We start from the raw sequence: 23,734 nt of genomic DNA, 5'->3' as shown, positions 1-23,734 counted from the left end.
GCTCCGCGACCCATGTTCAGAAGGCCCTGGGCGAGCGCGGCGGTGGCAGCGATGGTGATCGGCTGCGGTTCGAATGCGAGCGAAGAAGAGACCGGCGCGGATCCGACGACCGCACCTCCGATCGAAGCGGCGCCGACGCCGCCCGCTTCGATCGCCGACCCCGACTTCCTGGAGCAGTACGCCGTGACCTACCGCTTCAACCACGGTCATCCCGGTGGGTTCCGGCTCACGCCCGAGGGTGACGCGCTGCTCTTCCTGCGATCGGGCCCGCGATCGTTCGTGAACGACCTCTGGACGTTCGACGTCGCAGGCGGCACCGAGCGCGTGCTGCTCACCGCGGATCAGGTGCTCAACGGCGCGGAGGAAGAGCTCTCCGCCGAGGAGCGCGCGCGCCGCGAGCGCATGCGCATGACCTCGCGCGGCATCGCGGGGTTCGATCTCTCGCCCGACGCGCGCACGTTGCTGGTGCCGCTCTCGGGACGCCTCTTCCTCGTCGATCGCGCACACGCCGGTGAGCAGGGCTCGGTGCGCGAGCTGACCTCGAGCGCGGGCTTCCCCGTCGACGCGCGCTTCTCGCCCGACGGCTCGAAGATCGCGGTGGTGCGCGAGGGCGATCTCTACGTGATCGACGTCGCGAGCGGGCGCGAGCGCCGCATCACGACGCGCCCCAACGAGCACGTCGAGTACGGCAGCGCGGAGTTCGTCGCGCAGGAAGAGATGAGCCGCTACGAGGGCTACTGGTGGTCGCCCGACTCGCGCTCGCTGCTGGTGCAGGAGACCGACACCAGCGGCGTCGAGCGGATGCACATCCTCGATCCCTCGCACCCCGAGCAGTCCGCGCACGAGTCGCCCTACCCGCGCCCCGGCATGCCCAACGCGAGCGTGCGCCTCGCGCTCGTCTCGGCGAACGGCGGCGCGCTCCGCTACGTCGACTGGGACCGCGAGCGCTACCCGTACCTCGCCACCGTGCGCTGGGCGCAGAACGCGCCGATCACGATCCTCGTGCAGGATCGCGCGCAGCAGGAGGAGGCGCTGCTCGCGATCGATCCGAGCTCGCTCGAGCAGCGCACGCTGCTCACCGAGCGCGACGACGCGTGGCTCAACCTCGATCAGGACGTGCCGCGCTTCATCGCGAACGGCGCGCAGTTCCTGTGGACGAGCGAGCGCTCGGGCGAGTGGCGCCTCGAGGTACGCAACACCGCGGACGGCGCGCTGATCCGCGAGCTCACGCCGCAGGAGCTCGGCTACCACGGGCTCGTCGCGGTCGACGAGGCGAGCGGCAAGATCTGGCTGAGCGCGTCGAACGAGCCGAGCGAGATGCACGTGTACCGCGTGTCGCTCGACGGCACCGGAGAGCCCGAGCAGATGACCTCGGGGCGCGCGATGCACGAAGCGGTCGTCGCGCGGAACGGCAGCGCGTGGGTCCACACCGCGCGCACGCTCGAGGGCCCGCGCACGAGCACGGTGAAGCGCGCCGACGGCGCCGAGGCCGGTGTGGTGCGTTCGTACGCGGAGGAGGCGCCGTTCGCGCCGAACGTGACGATCGAGAACGTCGGCGCGCGCGCATGGCGCGCGGCGATCGTGCGTCCTCGCAACTTCGAGGAAGGCCGCCGCTATCCGGTGCTCGTGCACGTCTACGCGGGTCCGGGTGTGCGCTACGTGAGCGCGGATCGTGATCGCTGGATGCTCAACCAGTGGTTCGCGGATCACGGCTTCATCGTCGTGACGTTCGACGGTCGCGGCACGCCGGGCCGCGGTCGCGAGTGGGAGCGCGCCATCCGCGGGGACTTCATCACGGTGCCGCTCGAGGATCAGGTCGCGGCGCTGCAGGCGGCGGGCGCGGCGCATCCCGAGATGGATCTCGAGCACGTCGGGATCTACGGGTGGTCGTTCGGCGGCTACTTCTCGGCGATGGCGGTGCTGCGACGCCCCGACGTGTTCCGCGCGGGCATCGCAGGCGCGCCGGTGAGCGAGTGGCGCGACTACGACACGCACTACACGGAGCGCTACCTCGGCCTGCCCGAGGCCGAAGGCCAGCAGGGCGCGTACGCGCAGAGCTCGGTGCTCACCTACGCCGCGCGCAGCGAGGGCGATCAGCGCCCGCTCCTGATCGTGCACGGCACCGCGGACGACAACGTCTACTTCAGCCACGCGATCAAGCTGAGCGACGCGATGTTCCGCGCCGGGCGCGATCACGAGTTCCTGCCGCTCGCCGGGCTCACGCACATGGTCCCCGAGCCGCTCGTCACGCGTCGACTCCAGACCCGCATGATCGAGTTCTTCCGGCGCAACCTGGTGCGATGAGCGCGGCTGCTACGGAATGCGTAGCGCTACGCATTCCGTAGCACCCGTCGAGCTATCCTGCGCGCGTGCGGCCGTTCTCCTCGCGCGTCTCGCTCCTCGTGTGGCTCGTCGTCGTCGCCGCGTGCGACGACCCAGCGGCACCGAGCGACGGCGGCACCGAGCTCCCCGACGCCGTCGCGCAGAGCGACGCGCCCGACGCACCGCCCGACGCCGGGCCTCCCGACGTGCTCTTCGTCGGCAACAGCTACGTCTTCGTGAACGACGTCGCCGGCCACTACGGCGCGCTGGTGCCCGGAGGCCGCGTCGAAGAAGTGACGGAGGGCGGATACACGTTCGCGCAGCACGCCGTGGACGCGCGCACCGCGGGCACCGAGCTCGCGCGCGCGCTCGGCGACGACGGCGCGTTCGACGTCGTCGTGCTCCAGGAGCAGAGCCAGATCGGCGGCTACTACGCATACGAGCCCGTTCGCGTCGCGTCGATCGGCGCGGCCTCGGAGCTCGCAGCGCTCGCGCGCGCACGCGGCGCGCGCGTCGTGCTCTACGCGACGTGGGGCCGCGAGCGCGGCGACGACTCCGGGTACCCGCCATACGCAAGATATCTCTCGATGCAGGCGATGCTCGACGCGGGCTACCTCGGGCTCGCAGCGCTGCTGCGCGACGAAGGCGTCGACGTGCGCATCGCACCCGTCGGTGGCGCGTTCCACGTCGTGCACGACGACGTGGTGCGCGCGGGCGGCGATCCCGACGAAGAAGGCAGCGCGTTCGACGCGCTCTACGAGCCCGACGAGTCGCATCCCTCGGTGCGCGGCGCGTACCTCGCGGCATGCGTGATCGCAGGGACGATCACCGGTGACGATCCCCGTGCGTTCGCCGACGAGCCGACGCTCGGCGCGGAGATCTCCGCCGCGCTCCGCGACGCGTGCGCGCGCGCGCTCGGCGATCCGCGCTGGAGCGTGCCCGCGATCGTGCGCACCGAGGCGCTGTCGATCGACGAGGGGCCGCTCTTCGGGCGCGCCGGGCTCTCGATCGCGACGTCGTCCGATGGGTCGCGCGTGCTCGTGGGCGCGAGCACGATGGGGAGCGCGCGACTGCTCGCGCGCGACGGAACGTCGTGGGCCGAAGAGATCGCGTGGAGCGGCGCGCGCGACGACCTCGCGCTGAGCGGCGACGGCGCGCGCGCGATCGTCGGAGATCGCGTGATGCGGCGCGAGATCGCGACGTGGACCGAAGAAGCGACGATCCCGCCGGGGCCCGGCTCGTTCGCGGGACGAGGTCGATCGGTCGCGCTGAGCGCCGACGGTACGCGCGCGATCGTGGGCGGCATGTGGGATCGGGGCGACGGCACGATGGTGAGCGCACGCGTGCTCGTGCGGAGCGGCGAGACGTGGGCGGACGAAGCGCCGATCGTCGCGAGCGAGCCCTCGTTCTTCACCGACGTCACCGTCGCGATGGATGCAGCGGGCGAGCGCGCGATCGTGTCGGACGGCGCGGTGCGCGTGCTCGTTCGGAGCGAGAGCACGTGGAGCGTCGAGGCGACGCTCACCAGCGGTCGCGTGCCCGTCGCGATCTCGGGTGACGGCGCGCGCGCGCTGGTGGGCCAGCCCGACGCGCTGCGGGCGGTCGTGTACGTGCGCAGCGGCTCGACGTGGTCCGAGGAGCAGACGCTGATCGGCTCGCCGGCGAGCGCGTTCGGGCACGCGGTCGCGCTGAGCGCGGACGGCTCGCGCGCGCTCGTGGGTGCGCCGCTCGACGGGCCGGTGGTGATGCGCGCGGCGACGGGCAGCGCGCGCGTGTTCGTTCGTCGCGACGGCGCGTTCCACGAGGATCACGTCGTCGTGCCGGTGGACGCGTCGGACGCGACGCGCCAGCTCGGATGGTCGGTCGCCCTCGATGCGTCGGGCACGCACGCCGCGCTCGGCGAGCCCGGGCACGACGCCGACAGCGAGACCGCCGACACGGGCGCGGCGCACGTCGTGGAGATCCCGTGAGATCCCCGAGGGCTCGATTCCGAGAGCGAGACGAGCACACGGCGTCGACGCGAGACCGCGCGCGATCGCGCGCTGAGCTCAGGCGCGACGCCCGTTCTCGTGGCCCTCGGGCGCGCGCGGCGCGGCCTCCTCGGTCGCCATCTCGCGTCGCACCCGGATACGGTTCACCACGGAACGCACCCCGAGCACGTGCTCCGCGATCTCCTCCGCGAGCCACTTCTGCTCGCGATCCGCGACCGTGCCCTCGATCGTCACGCGCTGCTGCTCGACGCGCACCTCGAGATCGCTCGCGTCGAGCCAGCCCTCGTGCGTCATCGCCTCGCACACGTCGTCGCGGATGCGCGCATCGCTGCGCGTCGCGCGGAACGCGGGCACACCTTCGCGCGGCGGCGGCTGGCGCATCACGCGCGGCTGCATGATGCGCGCGTCGCGCGAGGGCCCGAGCCACGGAGGACGATGCTCGGCGAACGCGCCGTAGTCGCGCTCGTCGAGGTGCCCGAGCCCACCGTACGAGTGGGAGTGCGCGTCCATGCCGTACAGCAGGCCGCGGCGATCGAGCTCGTGATGAGCTTCGTCCTCGAGGTCGCTCGGCGTCCGGAGCCGGCGCTTGAACTCCTCCCACCTGCGATCACGCCGCATGTGATGGGTCGTAGGCCCGCGTCCGGGCCCTTCCAACTCAGCGCACCTTCGCGAAGCGCACGTCGCGCGCCCGGCGCCGCCCTCGCGCGCGCTCCGCATCGAGGTCCATCAGGTAGTCGTCGAAGTCGACCTGCATCGTGTGGCGAGGTGACGCGACGTAGCGGTCGAACATCGTGTCGCGCTCGCGCGCGACGTCGCCCTCCATCTCGCGTCGCGACGGCAGCGCGTACTCGCCCTGCAGGTACTCGGCGATCCACTCCGACTGCGCCTCGGCGAGCGGCATGATCGCGCCGAGCGGCTGCAGCAGCCCGACGAAGAACAGGTTCGGGTACGCCGGATGGAACACGCGCCGGAAGAGCGGCAGGTCGTTGTCCGGCGCCGACACGAACGAAGGATCGAAGAACGGGAACGTCACCTTGTAGCCGGTGCAGTAGACGATCACGTCGACGTCCTCGACGCGTCCGTCGACGAAGCGCACCTGCTTCCCCTCGAGCCGCTCGATGTTCGGCCGGTACTCGATCGCGCCGTGCGAGAGCCGATCGAGGATGCGCCCGCTGATCGTCGGGTGCGCCGATCCGAATCGATGATCGGGCATCGGAAGCCCATAATTCGTGGGCGATCCCGCGGTCAGCGCGAGCAGCGTCTCACCGATGCGGCGGCGGATGCGGAAGGGCACGCGGGGGTCGGTGATGATCGTGTCGAGCGGCCGACCGAACATGTGCTTGGGCACGATCCAGGCGCCGCGGCGCGACGCGAGGAACGTCTTCTTCGCGACGTACGAGGCCTCCACCGCGATGTCCATCGCGCTGTTGCCCATGCCGAGCACCAGCACGTTCGCGTCCTTCCACGCGTCGGGCTCGTCGTACTCGTGCGCGTGCATCTGCACGCCGTCGAAGTGCCCGGGGAACGCGGGCTCGGGCCAGCGCGGATCCCAGTGGTGCCCGTTCGCGACCGCGAGCGCGTCGTACGTCTTCGTCTCTCCGCTCGAGAGCGTCACGTCGAAGCGCCCATCGGCGCGACGCACCGCGCGCTCGACGCCCGTCTCGAAGCGGATCGCGCGACGGAACCCGAAGTGGTCGACGTAGCGCTCGAAGTACGCCGCGATCTGCGAGTGATGCGGGAAATCCGGATACTCGGCGGGCATCGGGAAGTCCGAGTACGCCATCCGCCCGCGGCTCGTGTTGATGTAGAGCCCGCGATAGCAGGCGCTCATCCCGTTCTTGTTGCGATGGACCCAGTTGCCGCCGACGCGGTCGCTCTTCTCGTAGCAGTCGAAGGGAAGACCACGCTGGTGCAGCACCTTCGCGGTCGCGATGCCGGAGGATCCGGCGCCGATGATGCAAGTACGGGGCAGGCTCATCGCTCTCGAATGCCTCGATTCGTGGGCGTTCACGGTACACGACACCCACACGTCGCGGCGAGGCCGCTTGCGACGCGCGGCGCCCGGGTCCAGCATCGTGATCGTGGAGTGGGTGCTGCTGTTCGTGCTCTGGGCTCCCGTCGTCGGCGCGCTCATGCTGCGTGCCGCGATCCACGACCCCGACCGGAGCGCGCAGGCCCTCGCCGCGTACGTGCGCGCGGCGATCTTCCTGCACGCTCTCGCGCTGCCGCCGATGCTCGTCTCGTACGGCGTCGCGCTGCTGGTGCTCGCGGGGTTCGACGCGGCGCTCTTGTTGATGGTCTGGGCCGCACGTCGTGACGAGCAGCGGCTCGAGCTCGTGCTCGCCGCGATGCGCGATCCCGCGCGGCGCGACGAGGGCGTGCGCGCTGCGCGCGAGTGGCTGGGTGTGCTCGAGGCACGTCGCGGCGCGAGCGCGCTGCGCGTCGATCACACGCTCGCGATCGCGCGTGCGCTCGACGAGATGGGCCGCACGCGCGACGCGGAGTACGCGCTCGAGCGACTGCCGCGCACGCTGCTCGCACCGCGCGAGGCCGCGCGCATCTCGCTCGCGATCGCGCTGCTCGCGGTCGAGCGCGGAGAGACGGCGCGCGCGAGGGAGTTCACCGCGCGTGCGCTCGGTCGTGCACCGCTGGGCGCGCCCGAGGTCTCGACGGCGCGCGCGGTGTGGGCGCTGCTCGACGCGGTCGACGGTCACGCGCGCCGCGCGCTGATCGGGATCAGCCGCATCACCGGTGTGCTCGCGAGCCCGCTCGATCGCGCGATGATCGCGCTCGCCCGCGCGCACGTCCTGGCGGGTCGCGGCGAGGCCCACGGCGCGCGGGCGCTGCTGCGCGAGCTCGATGCCGAGGCGCGCGCTCGCGCCGAGCGTCTCGCCGCGTCGTGCCCGGGCCCCGCGTCGCCGCTGGTGCATGGCCTCGAGCATCCGCTCGAGTCTCCGTACCGCTGACGCGCGAGAGAGCGGAGACGAAGAAGCCCCGTCGATCAATGATCGACGGGGCTCATTCGACGTGGCCGTGTCGCGAGAGACGCAAGCGGGTGGGGACCCGCGCGCAGCTCGGGGGGTCGACAGGGGGGCGCGCAGCCCCCCCCGGGAGAGTCAGTCCACCGCGCCGATCGTGTTCAGGTACGCGATCACCGCTTCCATCTCGTCCGCGCTGAGGCGGTGCTCGGGGATCGCGGCCATCTGGCCCGAGCCCTCGCGGATCTGCTGCCGCATGCGCTCCGGGGTCCAGTGGATGTTCTCGAGCCGCGGCGCCTCGCCCTCGTGGCATCCGGCGCAGCGCGACTGGTACTTCTCCTGACCGAGCGCGACGTCGGTCGATGTGATGCCGCCGGCGTACTCGCCGCCCGCCGTCTCCTCGCCGCCGCCCGCTTCCTCGCCGCCGGCCGCCGCGCCACCGCCGCCACCGCAGCCCACCGCGAGCACGAGCCCCATCACCGTCATCAGTCTGCGCATTCGCCCTCCGTGGATCGCGGCCAGCGTAGACGATCCGCACGCCCGGATCCAAAGGGAAACCGCGTGTTTTTCGGAGCATCGACGAGGAGCGCGGAGCGCTCCGTGCGCCTCGTCAGCGAGGGCGCGTCGCATCGTGCAGGAAGCGATCGCTCAGCACCTCGTCGCCCTCCTCTTCGAGCCCGAGGTCGTGCGAGAGATCGCGCGGCTCCTCGCGCGCCCGATCGCGACCACGATCCACCGGCCGCCGCCGGCGCGCCGGCTGCGCGACCTCGACCACCGCCGCGGGCTCGGCCTCGACGATCTCCGGCGCTGCGATCGGCGCGGGCTCCGGTGCCGCGACCACCACTCGCTCGATCACGGGCGGCGGAGCGCTCGGAGGCGGCGACGCGCGCTGCACCACGAGCACCCCCGCGAGCGCCGCAGCGACCAGGCTCGAGAGACCGAACGCGAGCGCCCACGGCCCTCGGCGCGACGCGGGCGACGACTCCGCGCTCGCGATGCGCGCCTCGAGCTCGCTGCGCATCGTCTCGCGCTCGGCCTGCACCGCCGCGATCTGCGCGCGCAGGGTGTCGAGCGATCGATCGCGCGCCGCTTCCGCCTCGATCCTCAGCCGCGCCTCGGCCTCCACGCACAGGCGATCGCGCTCGCGCTCCGCCTCGGCCGCCGCGCGCGCCTCGACCTCGCGACGCGACGCCTCCGCGGCCTTCGCCTCCTCGGCGCGACGACGCTCGTCCTCCTCGCGACGCTGCGCCTCGATCCGGTCCGACTCCAGCTGCCGGAGCTCCGAAAGGGCCACCATCACGCTGTTCTCGCTCGTCGCCATCGCCGCCTCCCGCCGTGCTCGAGCACGCGCTCGGGAGAGCCCTTCAGCAGCGGCCGCGCCACGCGAGAAACGCCGAAGAATCCGGACGAACCACGGCAGACGACGCGCTGGAATCTACGAATCGTAGACCGATGATTCTACGATTTGCGACCGCGCGAAGACGGCTTCCGCGCGCGCAGCCCGAGCTGGTTGAAGCGCAGCCGCACCCGGCGCGCGCCGCTCGGATCGCGACCTTCGAGCAGGCGCCTCGCCATCGCGTCGAAGTCCCCCTTCGTCTCGGCGAAGAGCCTCTCGTAGAGCTGCGCCTCGAGGCTGCGCGCGACCTCGTGCAGCGACGCGCCGGGGCGCACGTCGAAGCTCGCCGCGCCGCGCGGGCCTCTCTCGCTCGGCGCCACGTCGGGCGCCAGCGCGCCGAGCAGCTCGCGGATCAGCTTCGCGGGGATCGGGATCGTGCGCGCAGGCTCGCCGCTCGCACCGCGACCTTCGCGCGCCGCCTCGAGCGCGTCGGAGAGCGCGAACACGATCGCGCTCGCCACCAGCAGCTCGAGCTCGCGCACGTTCCCCGGCCACGCGTGCCGCATCAGCTCGTCGAGGCTCGATCGCGCGAGCACGAACCCCACGCCCCGCGCCGGGGGCTTCAGCGCGCCGCCGCGCCCCGCGATCCGCAGCTCTGCGTGCGGCGCGCCGCGGATCCCCGCGACCTCCATGTACTCCGCGAGCAGCGCGCGGTCGGCGCCCGCCGCGAGCTTCCGCCGCACGAACACGTGCGCGAGCTCCTCGAGATCCTCGAGCCGATCGCGAAGCGGCGGCACCACCAGGCGCGCCGCGGGGTTCAAGCGCGCGTAGAGATCGGCGCGGAACGCGCCGCTCGTCACCTTCGCGCGCAGGTCCGCGTTGGTCGCGGCGATCAGCTTCACGTCCACCGCGCGCGGCGTGGTCTCGCCGAGCCGCGTGATGCGTCCGTCCTGCAGCGCGAGGAGCAACATGCGCTGCGCCTCGGGCGGCAGGTTCCCGATCTCGTCGAGGAAGAGCGTGCCGCCGCTCGCCTCCTCGAACCGACCGCGCCGATCGACCGCACCGCTGAACGCGCCGCGCGTGGTGCCGAAGAGCTCCGACGCGATCAGCGTCTCGGGGATCGCCGCGAGATCGACCGCGACGAAGGGCCCGCTGCGCCGCGTCGCGGGATGGATCACCCGCTCCGCGAGCGCGCTCTTGCCGGTGCCGGTCTCGCCGAGGACCAACATCGGCAGCGAGGTGCGCGCGAGGGCGAGCGCATCGCGACGCAGGCGCGCCATCGCCGCGGCGCCGCCCCACGTGTACCCGCCGGCCTCCGGCGAGTCGCGGCGCCGCGCGAGCACGCGCTCCACGAGCAACGAGAGCGCACGCGCGTCGTATGCCGCTTCACCGGCGAGCGTCGCGAACTCGTCGACCGAGAGCGCCTCGGCCGCGTCCTCGAACGCGATCTCCTCCTCCGACGTCATGAGCACGACGGGCAGCTCGCCGCGCGCGCGACGCAGGTGCGCGAGGATGTCGATGCCCTGCAGGCGACGGCGTCGCTCGAGGTCGGGCTCGTCGGACGGAAGCAGGCGCTCCTCGGGCACGTCGAACGCGACGTCGAGCAGCACGACGTCGACGTCGCGATGACGCGCGAGCGCTTCCTCCGCCTCGCGCGCATCGTGCGCGTGGGTGAGCGTGCAGCCGCTGCGTCGCGCGCACTCCCAGCAGGGCCCGGGCTGATCGCAGCGCGTCGCGTAGTCGTAGTCGCGCAAGAACGCGTGGGCGAGCTCGACGTATCGATCGCCGTCGTCGACGACGAGCAGCTTGGGGCGGGTGGCGCTCATGACATCCGTTCGCGCGCGATCGCGCGCAGGGTCTCCTCGATCACCCGCGCATCGCGGGCGATCGCGCTCAGCGCGGCGGCATCTCCGGCGCGTGCTTCGTTCTCGCGCGCGTCGATCGCACCGAGCAGCGCGCGCACCTCGTCGAGCCGCACGTCGGGCACGAGCGCCGCGAGCGGCTGCGCGAGCTCCTCGAAGCGCGCGGATGCGCGCGCCCCGCGGTAGGTCTCGTACACGTCGCGCAGCAACATCGACGCGAAGGGCGCCTCGATCGCCTGCCCGTCGCGCAGGTTGCGCGCGGTGCGCGCGACGTACTTGCCGACGTCGTGCAGCAGCGTCGCGGCGAGCCGTCGTGCCTCGCTCATGCGCCGAGCGCCTCGCGGATCGCCGCTGCATCGAAGCCCGGCACTGCGCGCACGTCGCCGTAGAGGCGGCGCAGGTTCGCGAGCCGCTGCGCCGGAAAGTCGTGCACGAAGAGCGCGGGCTGCGCGTGCCCCGCGCGGCGCAGCTCGGCGAGCACCAGCGTGCCCTGCTGATCCTTCAGCCAGCGCAGCGCGCGCGCGCGATCACCACCGAAGAGGCGGCGCGCGGTGTCGTCGAGATCGCCGACCAGCGACTCCTGCGGTGCACGCTCGAAGCGCAGATCGACGAGGAACGCATCGAAGCGCGTCTCCGCCGCGCGCGCGAGCGCTTCCGACGCCGAGTGCGCAGCCGCGAGCTCGTGCTCGCTCAGGAAGAGCCGCGCGAACTCCTCGTACTCGCCGCCGTCTTCGATGAGCAGGATCTTCACGCGGCCTCCACGCGCGCCGACCCTTCGTCGTACACACGAAAGAAGCGCAGCGCGACCGCCTTCGCCCAGCCCGTCTCGCCCGGCTCGACCACGATCGCGCCATCGTATCGGCTCAGCGCCGCGGTCACGAGCCCGAGCCCGCTCCCCACGCGGCGCTCGTAGATCGCCTCGGTCGTCAGCGCGTCGGGGCTCGTGTCGTGCACGCGGATCACGACGTTCTCCTCGCCCGTCGGCTCGAGCTCGGTGCGCACGTCGAGCCGGATGCGTCGCGGCGCCTCGGCGCGACCGACCGCGAGGATCGCGTTGCGCACCACGTTCTTCAGCACGAGCACGAGATCCACGCGGAACACCTCGATCGCAGGCGCGGGATCGGGGGCTTCGATCGCGAGGGCGTCGAGCGCGACGCGCGAAGGCGCGTACTCCTTCCGCACCTCGTCCACGACGTCGCGCAAGAGCCCGGCATCGACGTGCGTGCGCACGAGCTTCGCGACGAGCGATGCGAGCCTCCGATCGAGCGCGCGCAGCTCCTCGTGCGCGCGGCGCAGCTTCGCCATCGCCTTCGCGTCCCCGGCACGCAGCGCGCCCTCGAGCTTCGCGATCGCCACGATCGCCTTGCCTGCGCGCGCGAATTCGCGATCGCGACGATGCAGATCGAGCTCCGGCCCGAGCGCGCGCTCGAACGCGCGCAGGTGCCCTTCCCACGCGTCGCGCAGTGGCTCGCCGCCGAACAGACGACCGCTCACGAACTCGCGCTGCGGCACGCTCGCGCGCCCTTCCGCGAGCGCCTCCACCGCGCTCGCGACCGCGCCGATGCGATGCTTGAGCAGCTCGTGCCGCAGCCCCGACACGAGGTACGCGATCGCCGGGTGCAGCTCGGGGCGCGACGACGCGAGCTCCTCGAGCGATCGCACCCGACGTCCCGGTCGCAGCATCAACAGCACGAGCGCGATCAGCGCGAGCACCAGCGACGCGAGCGCGAGCCACGACGCGGCATCGGCCCCGCTCGTCGCGCTCGCCGCCTGCGGCTCGGGCCCCAGCGCATCGAGCCACGCGGCCGCCTCGGGATCGAGCTGCTCGAGCTCGCGCCGCGCGATCGCCGCGTCGGGATCCTCGGGCACGAGCAGGAGGAACTTCCGGTACGTGAACGCCGCGCGGATGAAGAGGTGCGGGTTCTCGGGGTCGAGATCGGCGCGCCGCCGGAACGCGCGGGCGAGCGGCAGGTTCAGGCGCGGATCCATCGGCGCGAGCAAGAGCGCGTCCTCGAACGATCGACGCGCATCGGGATCGCCCTCGTCGACCCGCGCGATGCCCTCGCGATACAGCGTGTCGGCCTCGGCGAGCAGTCGATGGGCCTCGCGTCCCTCGGGCGTCGTCGCGTCGATCGCGTCCCACGCGCGCCACGCGTCGGGGTCGCGCTGGGTGTGCCATCGCTCCTGCGCGTCGGACCACTCGCGCGGGACATCGCGCCACGTCTGTCGATCGCACGCGGCGATCCCCATGATCGCGACGAGCACGAGGGGCGCGGCGCGCAGGCGCATCGCCGATCGAGAGTGCATCAGCGTGTGATTGCTTGGGAAGTGATCGCGGCTTGGCGATGAGCGATTGAATTTTGCGCCCTCGTGTTGCTAGGCTGCCCCTCTGCCCGGGGGGGCGGGAGTGGGGGGTAAAATGGACATGGCGAGCATCTCGACCGAGAAGCCCGCTCGGCAGGGGCGCCGTCGGCGTCTCCTGATCGTCGACGACGAGCCGCACCTCGCGCGGACGCTTCAGATCCTGCTCGGCGACGAGCACGACGTGGACGTGGTCACGTCGGGATCCGCAGCCCGCGAGCGGCTCGAGCGCGACGCGAGCTTCGACGCGATCCTCTGTGACCTCGCGATGCGCGACGTCTCGGGGATGGACCTTCACGACTGGCTCGTGGGCACCCTGCCCGACGTCGCCGCGCGCATGATCTTCATGACCGGCGGCGCGTACACCGCGGAGGCGCGCGCGTTCCTCGATCGCGTGCCCAACCCGCGGGTCGAGAAGCCGTTCCGCCTCGAAGAGCTGCAGGCGCTGGTCCGCGACGTCGCAGAGAGTTAGGGACCGAAGTCGAGCCCGCGTGATCCGAGAACGTGGCCCGGCGACCCGGGCCACGCGTCGGATCACGCGATCTGCACGACCGTGACGCGATCGCCGCCCTCGTCGCTCCCCCCGGGGCGCCATCGCTTCACGTAGCGCGTCGCACCACGCAGGTAGTCGCGCACCGCATCGCGCAGCGCGCCGGTGCCGACGCCGTGCACGAGGAAGCCGATCTTCTCGCCGCTTCCGTACAGGCGATCGAGGAACGACTCCGCGAGGCCCAGCGCCTCGTCGACGCGCAGCCCACGCAGATCGAGCGTGTTCGAGTCGGTCCGCACCGCGATCGGCTCGGCCGCCGGCGGCGGTGCGTGCGCGGGGGCGGGCGTCTCGCGCTTCTTCTCGCTCTTCGCGGGCTCGCCCTTCGTCGATGCGCCCTCGCCGCCACCATCGGCGCCGAGCACGCGCACCTCGTCGACGTTCGCCCAGAGCTTCACCGCGCCCGACGCGACACGCACCCGACCGCGGGTCGGTCCCTCGACGATCTCGAGCTCCGCGCGGAGCCGCGGCACCCAGACCCGCACGCCCGGCCCGAGCGCGCCCGCGCTCGCCGGCGCGCCGCGCTCCTCGGGCCCCGCCTCCGGAGCGATCACGCCCGCGAGGTCGCCCTCGCGCGTGCGCAACGCCGCGCGCTCCACCGCCTTGCGCGCCTCCTCGACGAGCGCCTGATCGCCTTCCTTCTTGCGCATCGCGGTGCGCGCGGAGCGAACCTCGTCGCGCGTCTCGCGGATCATCTTGAGCAGCCGCTGGCCCTCGTCGGTCAGCTTCCGCTCCTCGCGCTCCTTCAGCTTGCGCAGCTCGTCCTGCACGCGCGCCCGCTCGCCGTCGAGCGCGCGACGCTCGAGCGCCAGCGCCTCGCGCTCCTTCGTCACCTCGTCGTGCTGCTGCTCGAGGCGCCGCACCAGCGCGTCGAACGTGCGCGCCTGCTCGGGCAGCATCTCCTTCGCGCGCTCGATCACCACCCGATCGAGCCCGAAGCGCTGCGCCACCGCGAGCGCGCTCGACGCGCCCGGCACGTCCATGCGCACGTGGAACGTCGGCGCCATGCGCGCCACGTCGAAGCCCACCGACGCATTGCGCAGCCGCGGATCGTTGAGCGCCATCGCCTTGAGCGGCTCGTAGTGCGTCGTCACCGCGAGCGCCGCACCGCGCCGGCACAGCGAGTCCACCACCGCGCACGCGAGCGCCGCGCCCTCGCCGGGATCGGTGCCGGTCGCGACCTCGTCGAGCAGCACCAGCGCGTGCGGGCCCGCCTCGTCGAGGATCGTCGCGAGGCGCCGCACGTGCGCCGAGAACGTGCTGAGGTTCTTCTCGATCGACTGCTCGTCGCCGACGTCGCTGAGCACCGGATCGAAGAACCCAACGACCGCGCCCTCCTGCGCCGGCACCGGCAATCCCGCGCGCACCATCAGCGCGAACACGCCCATCAGCTTGAGCGCGACCGTCTTGCCGCCCGCGTTGGGCCCCGAGAGCACCAGCGCGTGTCCCGCGGAGAGCGCGAGATCGTTCGGCACCACGTCGATCCCCTCGAGGATCAAGAGCGGATGCCGCGCGTCCTTCACGTCGATGCGCGCCTCGGGCACCAGGTCCGGCACCCGCGCCTTCAGGTCCTCGGCGAGCCGCGCCGACGCGCTCCGCAGATCCGCGCGATCGAGCGCGTCGACCGCGGCGCGCAGCTCGGGCAGGCGCTCCCGCACCAGCTCGCTCAGCTGCGCGAGGATGCGCGCCTCCTCGGCCTCCATCTCGCCCAGCGCGAGCGTCAGCCGGTTCTGCTGCTCGATCAGCGCGCGCGGCTCGATGAACACCGTCGCGCCGCTGCCGCTCGTGCCGTGCACGATGCCGGGGATCTTGTCGTGCGCGTCGGTGCGCATCGGCAGCACGTAGCGGCCGTCGCGGATCGTGTGGAAGCGATCCTGCACGACGTCGCCGTGCTCGATCAGCATCTGCTCGAGGCGCGCGATGATCTTCGCGCGGAGGTTCGCGACCTCCTGACGCAGCCGCCGCAGCTCGGGCGACGCGTGATCGCTCACCGTCCCGTCGGCCTCGATCGCCGCGCCGATCTCCTCCTCGAGCGAGTCGAGCGTCGGATCGATCGGGCACGCCGCGACCAGCGCCGGCGCCCGATCCCGACGCCGCGCCAGGAAGAGCCGCAGCGTGCGCGCCGCGCCGAGCGTCACCCGCACGTCGCGCAGCGCGATCCCCTCGAGCGAGCCCGCGCGCGCCACCCGATCGAGGCTCGGCCGCACCTCGCGGATCCCGCTCAGCGGCAGCGGCTCACCGTCGTTGCGCAGCGCGAGCGCCTCGCGCGTCTCGTCCATCGACACCCGCGCCGTCGCGAGATCGGGCGCGAGCGCGAGCGAGCGCAAGCGCCCGCCGAGCGGCCCCGCGCATCGCTGCGCGACCGCGTCCACCACGCGCGACCACTGCAGGTCGCGCAACGTCTTCGCGAGGCCGAGATCACCGGCCTCCGCACTCGATCGCGTCGAGTGCGTCTCGATCGCTTCCATGGTCACCGCGTGACGTTCGAGGGAGAAGTAGAGGAGGAATCGTCGCGTCCGGAGAGCGACTGCACCACGGTGCGAGGACCGCGGCGCTCCGCGCGCTTGCCGATCACATAGAGCCCGGCGCCGATCGCAGAGAGGAACAGCACGACCGACGCACAGCCCAGGATCGCCCAGACGTATCCGACGTAACCGAACGTCACCGCCGCGAATCTGTCATGGGCGGAGAGCTGCGGCCACCGTGCGCGAGAGCCCGTTCTGATACGATGCGGATGTGTCGCCAGGTCGCGCGCGCGCGCTCTTCGCTTCGTTCCTCGTCTGCACCGCCGCATCCCTCCCGGGCTGCGCCCAGCCCGAGCACGCGGTCCTGATCGAAGCCCGCTCGCAAGGCGACGTCGAGACGCTGCAGGTCACCGTCATCGATCTCTCGGGAGAGCGCCCGCCCACGCGCACCAGCCCGCGCCCGGTGCGCCGCACCGCCGAGGACATCGCGACCGGCGAGCCGGTGCGCGTCGCCGTGCCCCTGCCCGGACCGATGCGCGTGCTGGTGCACGTCGTCGCGACGGGGCGCGACGCGACGCAGCGCTTCGTCGCGACGCGCTGCTACGACGCGGGCGGCGTGGTGCGCGACACCGTGCTCCTCGTCGGCCCGATCGGCGAGGACCTCGACGCCGACGGCGACGCGTTCCCCGTCGATCCCGGCGCCGCGTGCCGCGACCCCGGCGAAGAAGGGCGCACCACGTCCTGCGACTTCGCGTGCGACAGCACCGAAGGCGCCGACTGCAACGACGCCGACGCCACGATCCACCCCGGCGCGCCCGAGCTCTGCCGCGACGACGTCGACCAGGACTGCGACGGTCGCGACGCCGAGTGCGAGGATCGCGACGGCGACGACTGGCGCTCGTGCAGCGCAGCCGACGCGCCCGGCACCTGCGACTGCGAGGACGGCGTCCCCGAGATCAACCCCGGCGCGACCGAGCTCTGTCGCGACGGAGTCGATCAGGACTGCGACGGCCGCGACGGCATCTGCGATCAGGACGGCGACGGCTTCGAGGCCGATCGCGAGACCGGCGGCTCGCCCGACTGCGACGACACCGATCCCGAGGTCTTCCCCGGCGCGACCGAGGTGTGCACGCCGCGCGACGATCCCGACGCCGTCGCGCGCGACGAGGACTGCAACGGCTTCGTCGACGACGCGCCCGACTGCACCGACGACGATCTCGATCGCGACGGCACGCCGGCGTGCACCGACGTCGCCCCCGGCGCCGGCTGCGCGCGCAACGACTGCGACTGCGACGACTGCGACGCCGGCATCCACCCCGGCGCGATCGACTTCTGCGGCAACGGCCTCGACGAGGACCAGAACGGCGTCGACTCCGCGTGCCCCGCGGGCGACGCCGATCGCGACGGCTTCGCGTCGCTCGCCGCGGGCGGCGCCGACTGCGACGACACCAGCGCGAGCGTCTACCCCGGCGCGCCCGAGCGCTGCGGCGACGGCATCGCGCAGAGCTGCATCGCCGACGTCGACTGCGCGGGCGCCGACACCGACGCCGATCAGTACGTCCCGCCCGCCGACTGCGGCCCCGAGGACCCGGCGCAGGCCCCCGGTCAGCCCGAGGCGTGCAACACGCTCGACGACGACTGCGACGGCACGACCAACGAGGTCCTCGGCACGCCGGTCGCGGGCCTGCCCTACGGCCCGAGCGGCTGCGTGCTCGGCGACGCGCGCCTCGGCGCTGCGTGCGCCGGCACGGGCGCGTGCGTCACCGACTTCCTCACCAGCGTCTTCCACTGCGGCGGCTGCCGCGTCGCCTGCAACGTCGCGGGCGGCAACGTCGTCGCCGACGTGTGCATCGGCGGCGTGTGCGACTGCAGCTCGCAGGGCGGCGCGCTCGGCGCGTGCACCAGCGGCACCACGTGCTGCAGCGGCGCGGGCTGCCGCGATCTCCAGACCGACGTCGCGAACTGCGGCTTCTGCGGCCTCGCGTGCGACGACGCGTCGGATCGCTGCGTCGATGGATCGTGCTCCTGCGGCACGCTGGGCAGCCCGTGCGACGCGGGCGCGACGTGCTGCGGCGCGGGCTGCGTCGACACCCAGACCGACGAGAACAACTGCGGCGTCTGCGGCAACGTCTGCGGCGTGAGCTCGACGTGCGTCGCCGGTCGCTGCACCTGCGACCCCGGCTTCGCCGACTGCGACACCAACCCCGCGACCGGCTGCGAGACCGACACCCGCACCGACTCCAACCACTGCGGCGTCTGCCGCAACGTCTGCACCCGCGCCGGCGCCAACGCGGTGTGCGTCGACAGCGCCTGCCAGACCGGCAGCTGCACCGCGGGCCGCGCGAACTGCGACGGCGTCGACGGCAACGGCTGCGAGATCGACACCCGCAGCGACGAGGAGCACTGCGGCGGGTGCAACATCCGCTGCGGCGCGAACGCGACCTGCACCGGCGGCGGGTGCTCGTGCGACACCAACTTCGGCGACTGCAGCGCGGCCACGCTCGGGTGCGAGACCGATCTGCGCACCTCGGTGTCGAACTGCGGCGCGTGCGGCGTCGCGTGCAGCGCGAACCAGACCTGCACGGGCCGGAGCTGCGTGTGCCTCGCCAACTTCGGCGACTGCAGCGGCGGCGCGGGATGCGAGACCGATCTCCGCACCACCGCCGCGCACTGCGGGCGCTGCGGCAACGACTGCGGCCCCAACGCGACGTGCGCGGGCGGCGGTTGCATGTGCGCCCCGAGCTTCGGCGACTGCACCGCGACCGCGGGATGCGAGACCGATCTCCGCACCACCGCCGCGCACTGCGGCGCGTGCGGCAACAACTGCGGTCCCAACGCGAGCTGCGTCGGCAGCGGGTGCATGTGCGCGCCGAGCTTCGGCAACTGCACCGGCGCCGCGGGATGCGAGAGCGATCTCCGCACCACCACTGCGCACTGCGGCGCGTGCAACAACGACTGCGGACCGAACGCGACGTGCTCCGGCAGCGCGTGCGGCTGCGCCGTCAACTTCGGCGACTGCACCGCGGCCGCGGGATGCGAGACCGATCTGCGCTCGACCGACGCGCACTGCGGCGCGTGCGGCAACGCGTGCGGACCGGGCTCCAACTGCGTCGGCACCGCGTGCACGTGTGGCGGCAACTTCGGCGACTGCACCGCGGCGCCGGGCTGCGAGACCGATCTCCGCACCACCGCCGCGCACTGCGGCGCGTGCAACAACGACTGCGGTCCGAACGCGACCTGCAGCGCGCGCGCGTGCAGCTGCACCAGCGGCTTCGGAGACTGCACGACGGCCGCGGGCTGCGAGACCGACACCTCGTCGTCGATCGAGCACTGCGGCGCGTGCAACACCCCGTGCGACCCGGCGAGCGCCGACTCGTGCGTCGCCGGCACCTGCCGCTGCGGCGACGGCCCGCCGTGCGTGGCGGGGACGTGCTCGCTCGGCGTCTGCACGCTCTGAGAGCCACTCCGATGCACGGTCTCGGCGCCTCGACCCCGCTCTGGTCCGTGATCCCGTTCGCGCTGATGCTCGGCGGGATCGCGGTGATGCCGCTCGCGCTCTCGCACTGGTGGGAGTCGAACCGCAACCGCGCGCTCTACACGGCGGCGGTGTCGCTGCCGATCGCCCTCTGGCTCCTCTTCGTCGACTCGAGCGCGCTCGCGCACAGCATGCTCGAGTACGTCTCGTTCCTCGTGCTGCTCGGCTCGCTCTACGTGATCGCGGGCGGCATCCACGTGAGCGGCGACCTCGAGGGCACGCCGGGTCGCAACGCGAGCCTGCTCGCGCTCGGCGCGGTGCTCGCGAACTTCGTCGGCACGACCGGCGCGAGCATGCTGCTCATCCGCACGCTGCTCCGCACCAACAAGCAGCGGAAGAACAACGCGCACATCCCGTTCTTCTTCATCCTGATCGTGTCGAACTGCGGCGGTCTGCTCACGCCGCTCGGCGATCCCCCGCTCTTCCTCGGCTACCTGCGCGGCGTGCCCTTCACCTGGACGCTCGGGCTCGCGCCGTACTGGCTGCTCGCGGTCGGCTATCTCGTCGCGCTCTTCTGGGTCGTCGATCGCCGCGCCCACGCGCTCGAGACGCGCGAGACGCTCGCGCGCGATCGCGCCGAGGCGGTGCCGGTGCGGGTGCGGGGCGCGATCAACGTCGTCTACCTCGCGGGCGTGATCGCCGCGGTGTTCCTGCCCTCGCCGTGGCGCGAGCTCGTGATGGTCGGGATGGCGCTGCTGAGCCTGCGCGCCGCGCCGCGCGAGGCCCGCGACGCGAACGGCTTCACGTGGGCGCCGATCGTCGAGGTCGCGATCCTGTTCGCGGGGATCTTCGTGACGATGGTGCCCGCGCTCGCGCTGCTCGAGGCGCGCGGCGACGAGCTCGGCCTCGCGCAGCCGTGGCAGTTCTTCCTCGTGACGGGCGCGCTCTCGTCGGTGCTCGACAACGCGCCGACGTACCTGACGTTCCTCAGCGCGGCGCAGGCGCTGCAGCTCCCCGCCGACGTCGTGGGCGTGCCCGCGACGTTCCTCACCGCGATCTCGCTGGGCGCGGTGTTCATGGGCGCCAACACGTACATCGGGAACGGCCCGAACTTCATGGTGAAGGCGATCGCCGAGGAGTCGGGCTATCGGATGCCGCTCTTCTTCGGCTATGCGCTGCAAGCGATCGCGGTGTTGACGCCTGTGTACGTGCTGATCGGAGCCTGGCTGGCGCTTCGGTGAGAGGCGCGAGGGGTGGGTCCGGCGGCCGGTGTGCTCGCGGGCTGCCGTACGAGAGGCCGCGAGCGTCGGGAAGCGGTGGTCGCATCGCGGCGCGCGCGTTGCGCTCTGCCGCGATGCTTCGTTCAGTCTGTGGTCGGCCTCTGCGAGCCCCCGTCGCGTCGGCCGCCGGACCCACCCCCTCGCGCCCGGTACCGCGGTTCTGCCGCCTCGCTGGGTGGGGGTGAGATGGCTCGCGACCGGTCCGCGCTTCGCCGCGGCCCGGACGCTCGCGCGTAGCACCGCGCTGCGCGCGTGTGCGCGCTTCGCGCGGGAATCGAAGCGCGATGAGCACGACGCGGACGTGACGTCGATAGGCGCGATCGACGGCACGAGCGCGGCAGCGATCGCGACGGCGGATGGACGTGATGCGCGAGCGACGGCGCGAGCGCGACAGCGATCGCGACGGCGTACGGACGTGATGCGCGATCGACGGCGCGAGCGCGGCAGCGATCGCGACGGCGTACGACGTGATCGTTCTCGCGATTCGCCATCGCAAGACAACGAGCGCGCTCGAGATCACCACGGGCTCGATCGGAATTCACCGCAGAGGGCCACGGAGAGCCGCAGAGATCGGAGAATTCTGCTCTTCTCTGCGGCCCTCGGCGGCTCTCTGTGGTTGAAATCCTCCCGCTCGCAGCTCGAATCCCACGTGATCGATCGCGATCTCGACGCAGAACGCGCTCACGATCACCCGATCTCGATCGATCTTCGACCATTTCGTCGTCGACGAGCTCGCCGAAATCGTCACTTTCCAAGCCAATTCCGCCCATCTCGCGGGACGTCACCGTTCTTGGGATTCGCGGTGGTGATCCGGTGGGGTCCTCGGTGGTGATCCGATGGGGTCCTCGGTGGTGATCCGATGGGATCCGATCCCACCAGGCTAGGGATGCTCGGTGGTGCACCGATGGGATTCGATCCCACCAGGCTGGGGATGCTCGGTGGTGCACCGATGGGATCCGATCCCAACGACGGTGACGTCGTCGGTGGTCGCGCGAGGGGTCCGGCCCAGTGCACCGACCAGATCGATCCCGTGCACCGACCAGGTCGGTCCGGTGCACGACCACATCGATCCAGGGCACCGACCGGATCGATCCAGTGCACCGACCAGCTCGGTCCAGCACCGACCAGCTCGGTCCAGTGCACCGACCAGGTCGACCTCGAGCACCGATGGGCTCGCGATCGTCGCGCGACTCGATCGAGGTCGAGCTCCGTCGTGATCGCAGCCGTGCGCACGACGAAGCGCCGCATGCACGAGACCGTGCACCTGCACCTGCACGTGCACGTGCACGTCGACGATCCGAGAGGCGCCGCTCAGCGCGGCCGGCGGAACACGTCGGGGATCTTCAGATCCCCATGCCCGCCACCACCACCGCCGCTGTCGTCCTGCTTCGTCCGCCCACCACCACCGCCGCGCGGCGCGCGCAGCGGGATCGTGATCTCCGTCGCGGCCTCGGGCGTGATCTCGATCTCGCCCTCGGTGCGTCCCTGCCGCGCGCGCACCGTGATCGTCTCGCCGGGCGCCGTCTCGAACGAGCACGGCGTCTCCTGACAGACGTCGCCGCGACCCACGACCCACACCCGCGCGCCCTCGGGCCGCGTCACCACCCGCACCGCGATCGTCGCGGGGCCGGCGTCGGGCTCGCTCGGCGCGACCGCGACCTCGGTGCTCCCCGCGTCGGTCGCGACCTCGGCGCTGCCCGAGTCGACCGCGCTCGGCGCGACCACGGGCTCCTCGTGGGGCGGCTCGGCGACCGGCGGCGTGACCGCCTCCGCGCCCCCTCCGCCCACCAGCCACAGCCCGACGCCCGCGACCGCCGCGATCCCGATGCCTGCGCCGATCCCGATCGCGAGCCCGAGACCGCTGCGCTTTGCACCGCCGCCCGGCGCGACGAACTCCTGCGTGACCGCCTGGGGCGACACCGCGCGCGCGCCCTTCGGCTTGTACTTCACCGGCTCGCCGTAGCCGACGAACGTGCCGCCTCGCACGTCCTCGCCGCCCAGCGCGCGAGAGAGCGCGTCGCGCATCTCCTCGCAGCCCTGGAAGCGATGCCCGGGATCCTTCGCGAGCGCGCGATCGATGAAGCCCTCGACCGACGCGTCGACGCTCACGTTCGGGTTCACCGCGGTCAGGCGCGGCGGCTCCTCGAACATGTGCTGCGTCAGGATGCCCATGAACGTGTCGCCCACGAAGGGCACGCGTCCCGTCAGCATCTCGAAGAAGATCACGCCGAGCGCATAGACGTCGACGCGGTGATCGAGCTCTTTCCCCGCGGCCTGCTCGGGCGACATGTACTCGGGCGTGCCGAAGATCATGCCGGTCTTCGTGAGCTTCCGACCCGGCGCGCCCTGGGTCTCGATGTCGCTCATCTTCGCGATGCCGAAGTCGACGATCTTCACGAAGTCGGGGCGGCCGTCGCGGGTGACCAGGAAGATGTTCTCGGGCTTCATGTCGCGGTGGACGATGCCCTTCGCGTGCGCGGCGCCGAGCGCGACGCAGCACTGCGAGAGGATGTCGACCGCGCGATGCAGCGGGATGGTCGAGTCACGCTGGAGCACGTTCGCGAGGTCTTCGCCCTCGAGCAGCTCCATCACGAAGTAGATCGCGCCCGCGGGCGTCTCGCCGAAGTCCGAGATGTCGACGATGTGCGCGTTGCCGATCTTCGAGGCGCTCTTGGCCTCCTGGCGGAAGCGCTGCACCACCTCGGAGCGCGAGCTGAAGTCGTCGCGCAGCACCTTGAGCGCCACGCGCTTCTCGATGACGACGTGCTCGGCCTCGTAGACGATGCCCATACCGCCCTCGCCGATGCGGCGGAGGATGCGGTAGCGGTCGTCGAGGATCTGTCCGACCAGCACGTCGTTCGCGTCGAGCGGCGGCGCGGCGAGCTGCGACGGGGTCTGGAGCCTCGCGCCGTCGTTCGGGCAGAAGACCTCGCCCCCCTGGAACTCGGTCTTGCAGGCGGGGCAGATCTTCATCACGGCCACGAGCGGATCCCTCGGGTGAGCGAGGCGACGCTACACCCGTTCCGCGCGGCGGGTCAATCGACGCGCGCGGGGCGATCGTGTGAAAGCGCGTGTGATTTCCAGCTCTTTGGGCGCGGATCCACGGGGCTGGTAGAG

At 72.2% G+C, this 23,734-nt stretch carries 17 protein-coding genes; 6 read left to right on the top strand and 11 right to left on the bottom strand.

Going from position 1 to position 23,734, the window contains the following annotated elements; genetic code table 11:
- Window positions 1–12: 12 nt before the first annotated feature.
- Window positions 13–2,304 (top strand): DPP IV N-terminal domain-containing protein, encoded by a 2,292-nt coding sequence (locus I5071_RS06400; RefSeq protein WP_236604500.1) that lies wholly within the window; start codon window positions 13–15, stop codon window positions 2,302–2,304.
- A gap of 65 nt (window positions 2,305–2,369) precedes the next feature.
- Entirely contained in the window at window positions 2,370–4,292 is a 1,923-nt protein-coding gene (locus I5071_RS06395; protein ID WP_236604499.1) for an FG-GAP repeat protein, read from the top strand.
- A gap of 78 nt (window positions 4,293–4,370) precedes the next feature.
- Here I5071_RS06395 and I5071_RS06390 read toward each other — a convergent pair whose 3' ends face one another.
- Complete coding sequence (locus I5071_RS06390) at window positions 4,371–4,931, bottom strand: BON domain-containing protein (RefSeq protein WP_236604498.1); 561 nt, start codon at window positions 4,929–4,931, stop codon at window positions 4,371–4,373.
- Between the two features lie 37 nt (window positions 4,932–4,968).
- The gene (locus tag I5071_RS06385) at window positions 4,969–6,291 is read right to left on the bottom strand and encodes a flavin-containing monooxygenase (protein ID WP_236604497.1); all 1,323 of its coding nucleotides are present in this window, start codon (window positions 6,289–6,291) and stop codon (window positions 4,969–4,971) included.
- 103 nt (window positions 6,292–6,394) lie between these two features.
- Between I5071_RS06385 and I5071_RS06380 the strand changes: the two genes are divergently transcribed.
- Window positions 6,395–7,279 (top strand): hypothetical protein, encoded by an 885-nt coding sequence (locus tag I5071_RS06380; protein ID WP_236604496.1) that lies wholly within the window; start codon window positions 6,395–6,397, stop codon window positions 7,277–7,279.
- Window positions 7,280–7,429: 150 nt separating this feature from the next.
- Here the strand turns inward: I5071_RS06380 and I5071_RS06375 are convergent, their stop codons facing one another.
- The 6 genes from I5071_RS06375 to I5071_RS06350 all read right to left on the bottom strand — a co-directional run bounded on the left by I5071_RS06375 (window position 7,430) and on the right by I5071_RS06350 (window position 12,796).
- On the bottom strand, window positions 7,430–7,789 hold the full coding sequence (locus tag I5071_RS06375) for a c-type cytochrome (protein WP_236604495.1): 360 nt from the start codon (window positions 7,787–7,789) through the stop codon (window positions 7,430–7,432).
- 112 nt (window positions 7,790–7,901) lie between these two features.
- Window positions 7,902–8,612 carry a hypothetical protein gene (locus I5071_RS06370; RefSeq protein WP_236604494.1) on the bottom strand — a complete coding sequence of 237 codons (711 nt, stop codon included), beginning with the start codon at window positions 8,610–8,612 and terminating at the stop codon, window positions 7,902–7,904.
- A 137-nt stretch (window positions 8,613–8,749) separates the two neighbouring features.
- Window positions 8,750–10,453, bottom strand: a complete 1,704-nt coding sequence (locus I5071_RS06365; protein ID WP_236604493.1) for a sigma-54-dependent transcriptional regulator — start codon at window positions 10,451–10,453, stop codon at window positions 8,750–8,752.
- The gene (locus tag I5071_RS06360) at window positions 10,450–10,815 is read right to left on the bottom strand and encodes a hypothetical protein (RefSeq protein WP_236604492.1); all 366 of its coding nucleotides are present in this window, start codon (window positions 10,813–10,815) and stop codon (window positions 10,450–10,452) included. Before I5071_RS06360 ends, I5071_RS06365 begins: the two co-directional genes overlap by 4 nt.
- Window positions 10,812–11,240 (bottom strand): response regulator, encoded by a 429-nt coding sequence (locus tag I5071_RS06355; RefSeq protein ID WP_236604491.1) that lies wholly within the window; start codon window positions 11,238–11,240, stop codon window positions 10,812–10,814. Before I5071_RS06355 ends, I5071_RS06360 begins: the two co-directional genes overlap by 4 nt.
- Window positions 11,237–12,796, bottom strand: coding sequence for a hypothetical protein (locus I5071_RS06350; protein ID WP_236604490.1), 1,560 nt, complete (start codon window positions 12,794–12,796; stop codon window positions 11,237–11,239). The genes I5071_RS06355 and I5071_RS06350 overlap by 4 nt, the downstream gene beginning before the upstream one ends.
- A 118-nt stretch (window positions 12,797–12,914) precedes the next feature.
- Here I5071_RS06350 and I5071_RS06345 point away from each other — a divergent pair, with 118 nt between their 5' ends.
- The gene (locus tag I5071_RS06345) at window positions 12,915–13,322 is read left to right on the top strand and encodes a response regulator (protein WP_236604489.1); all 408 of its coding nucleotides are present in this window, start codon (window positions 12,915–12,917) and stop codon (window positions 13,320–13,322) included.
- Window positions 13,323–13,384: 62 nt separating this feature from the next.
- Here the strand turns inward: I5071_RS06345 and I5071_RS06340 are convergent, their stop codons facing one another.
- Together I5071_RS06340 and I5071_RS06335 are read right to left on the bottom strand one after the other, a co-directional pair.
- Window positions 13,385–15,865, bottom strand: coding sequence for an endonuclease MutS2 (locus tag I5071_RS06340; RefSeq protein WP_236604488.1), 2,481 nt, complete (start codon window positions 15,863–15,865; stop codon window positions 13,385–13,387).
- Window positions 15,866–15,867: 2 nt separating this feature from the next.
- Window positions 15,868–16,062, bottom strand: coding sequence for a hypothetical protein (locus I5071_RS06335; RefSeq protein ID WP_236604487.1), 195 nt, complete (start codon window positions 16,060–16,062; stop codon window positions 15,868–15,870).
- 71 nt (window positions 16,063–16,133) lie between these two features.
- On the opposite strand from I5071_RS06335, the gene I5071_RS06330 reads away from it, so the two are divergent.
- Together I5071_RS06330 and I5071_RS06325 are read left to right on the top strand one after the other, a co-directional pair.
- Window positions 16,134–19,319: a MopE-related protein gene (locus I5071_RS06330; RefSeq protein WP_236604486.1), complete on the top strand. Its 3,186-nt coding sequence runs from the start codon at window positions 16,134–16,136 to the stop codon at window positions 19,317–19,319.
- A gap of 11 nt (window positions 19,320–19,330) precedes the next feature.
- Window positions 19,331–20,578, top strand: coding sequence for a sodium:proton antiporter (locus I5071_RS06325; RefSeq protein WP_236604485.1), 1,248 nt, complete (start codon window positions 19,331–19,333; stop codon window positions 20,576–20,578).
- 1,350 nt (window positions 20,579–21,928) lie between these two features.
- Here I5071_RS06325 and I5071_RS06320 read toward each other — a convergent pair.
- The gene (locus I5071_RS06320) at window positions 21,929–23,590 is read right to left on the bottom strand and encodes a serine/threonine-protein kinase (protein WP_236607625.1); all 1,662 of its coding nucleotides are present in this window, start codon (window positions 23,588–23,590) and stop codon (window positions 21,929–21,931) included.
- Between the last annotated feature and the right edge of the window lie 144 nt (window positions 23,591–23,734).

The sequence above is a fragment of the Sandaracinus amylolyticus genome, assembly GCF_021631985.1.
Taxonomy (GTDB): domain Bacteria; phylum Myxococcota_A; class Polyangia; order Polyangiales; family Sandaracinaceae; genus Sandaracinus; species Sandaracinus amylolyticus_A.
Note: the sequence above shows the minus strand (reverse complement) of the source record. Positions and strands in the feature narration are given on the sequence as shown.

What these genes read in the sequence shown, in the direction of transcription:
- I5071_RS06350 (WP_236604490.1), bottom strand. Translation starts at nt 12,796, where the DNA reads ATGCACTCTCGATCGGCGATGCGCCTGCGCGCCGCGCCCCTCGTGCTC.
- I5071_RS06320 (WP_236607625.1), bottom strand. Translation starts at nt 23,590, where the DNA reads ATGAAGATCTGCCCCGCCTGCAAGACCGAGTTCCAGGGGGGCGAGGTC.
- I5071_RS06340 (WP_236604488.1), bottom strand. Translation starts at nt 15,865, where the DNA reads ATGGAAGCGATCGAGACGCACTCGACGCGATCGAGTGCGGAGGCCGGT.
- I5071_RS06365 (WP_236604493.1), bottom strand. Translation starts at nt 10,453, where the DNA reads ATGAGCGCCACCCGCCCCAAGCTGCTCGTCGTCGACGACGGCGATCGA.
- I5071_RS06370 (WP_236604494.1), bottom strand. Translation starts at nt 8,612, where the DNA reads ATGGCGACGAGCGAGAACAGCGTGATGGTGGCCCTTTCGGAGCTCCGG.
- I5071_RS06360 (WP_236604492.1), bottom strand. Translation starts at nt 10,815, where the DNA reads ATGAGCGAGGCACGACGGCTCGCCGCGACGCTGCTGCACGACGTCGGC.
- I5071_RS06400 (WP_236604500.1), top strand. Translation starts at nt 13, where the DNA reads ATGTTCAGAAGGCCCTGGGCGAGCGCGGCGGTGGCAGCGATGGTGATC.
- I5071_RS06375 (WP_236604495.1), bottom strand. Translation starts at nt 7,789, where the DNA reads ATGCGCAGACTGATGACGGTGATGGGGCTCGTGCTCGCGGTGGGCTGC.
- I5071_RS06385 (WP_236604497.1), bottom strand. Translation starts at nt 6,291, where the DNA reads ATGAGCCTGCCCCGTACTTGCATCATCGGCGCCGGATCCTCCGGCATC.
- I5071_RS06325 (WP_236604485.1), top strand. Translation starts at nt 19,331, where the DNA reads ATGCACGGTCTCGGCGCCTCGACCCCGCTCTGGTCCGTGATCCCGTTC.
- I5071_RS06345 (WP_236604489.1), top strand. Translation starts at nt 12,915, where the DNA reads ATGGCGAGCATCTCGACCGAGAAGCCCGCTCGGCAGGGGCGCCGTCGG.
- I5071_RS06390 (WP_236604498.1), bottom strand. Translation starts at nt 4,931, where the DNA reads ATGCGGCGTGATCGCAGGTGGGAGGAGTTCAAGCGCCGGCTCCGGACG.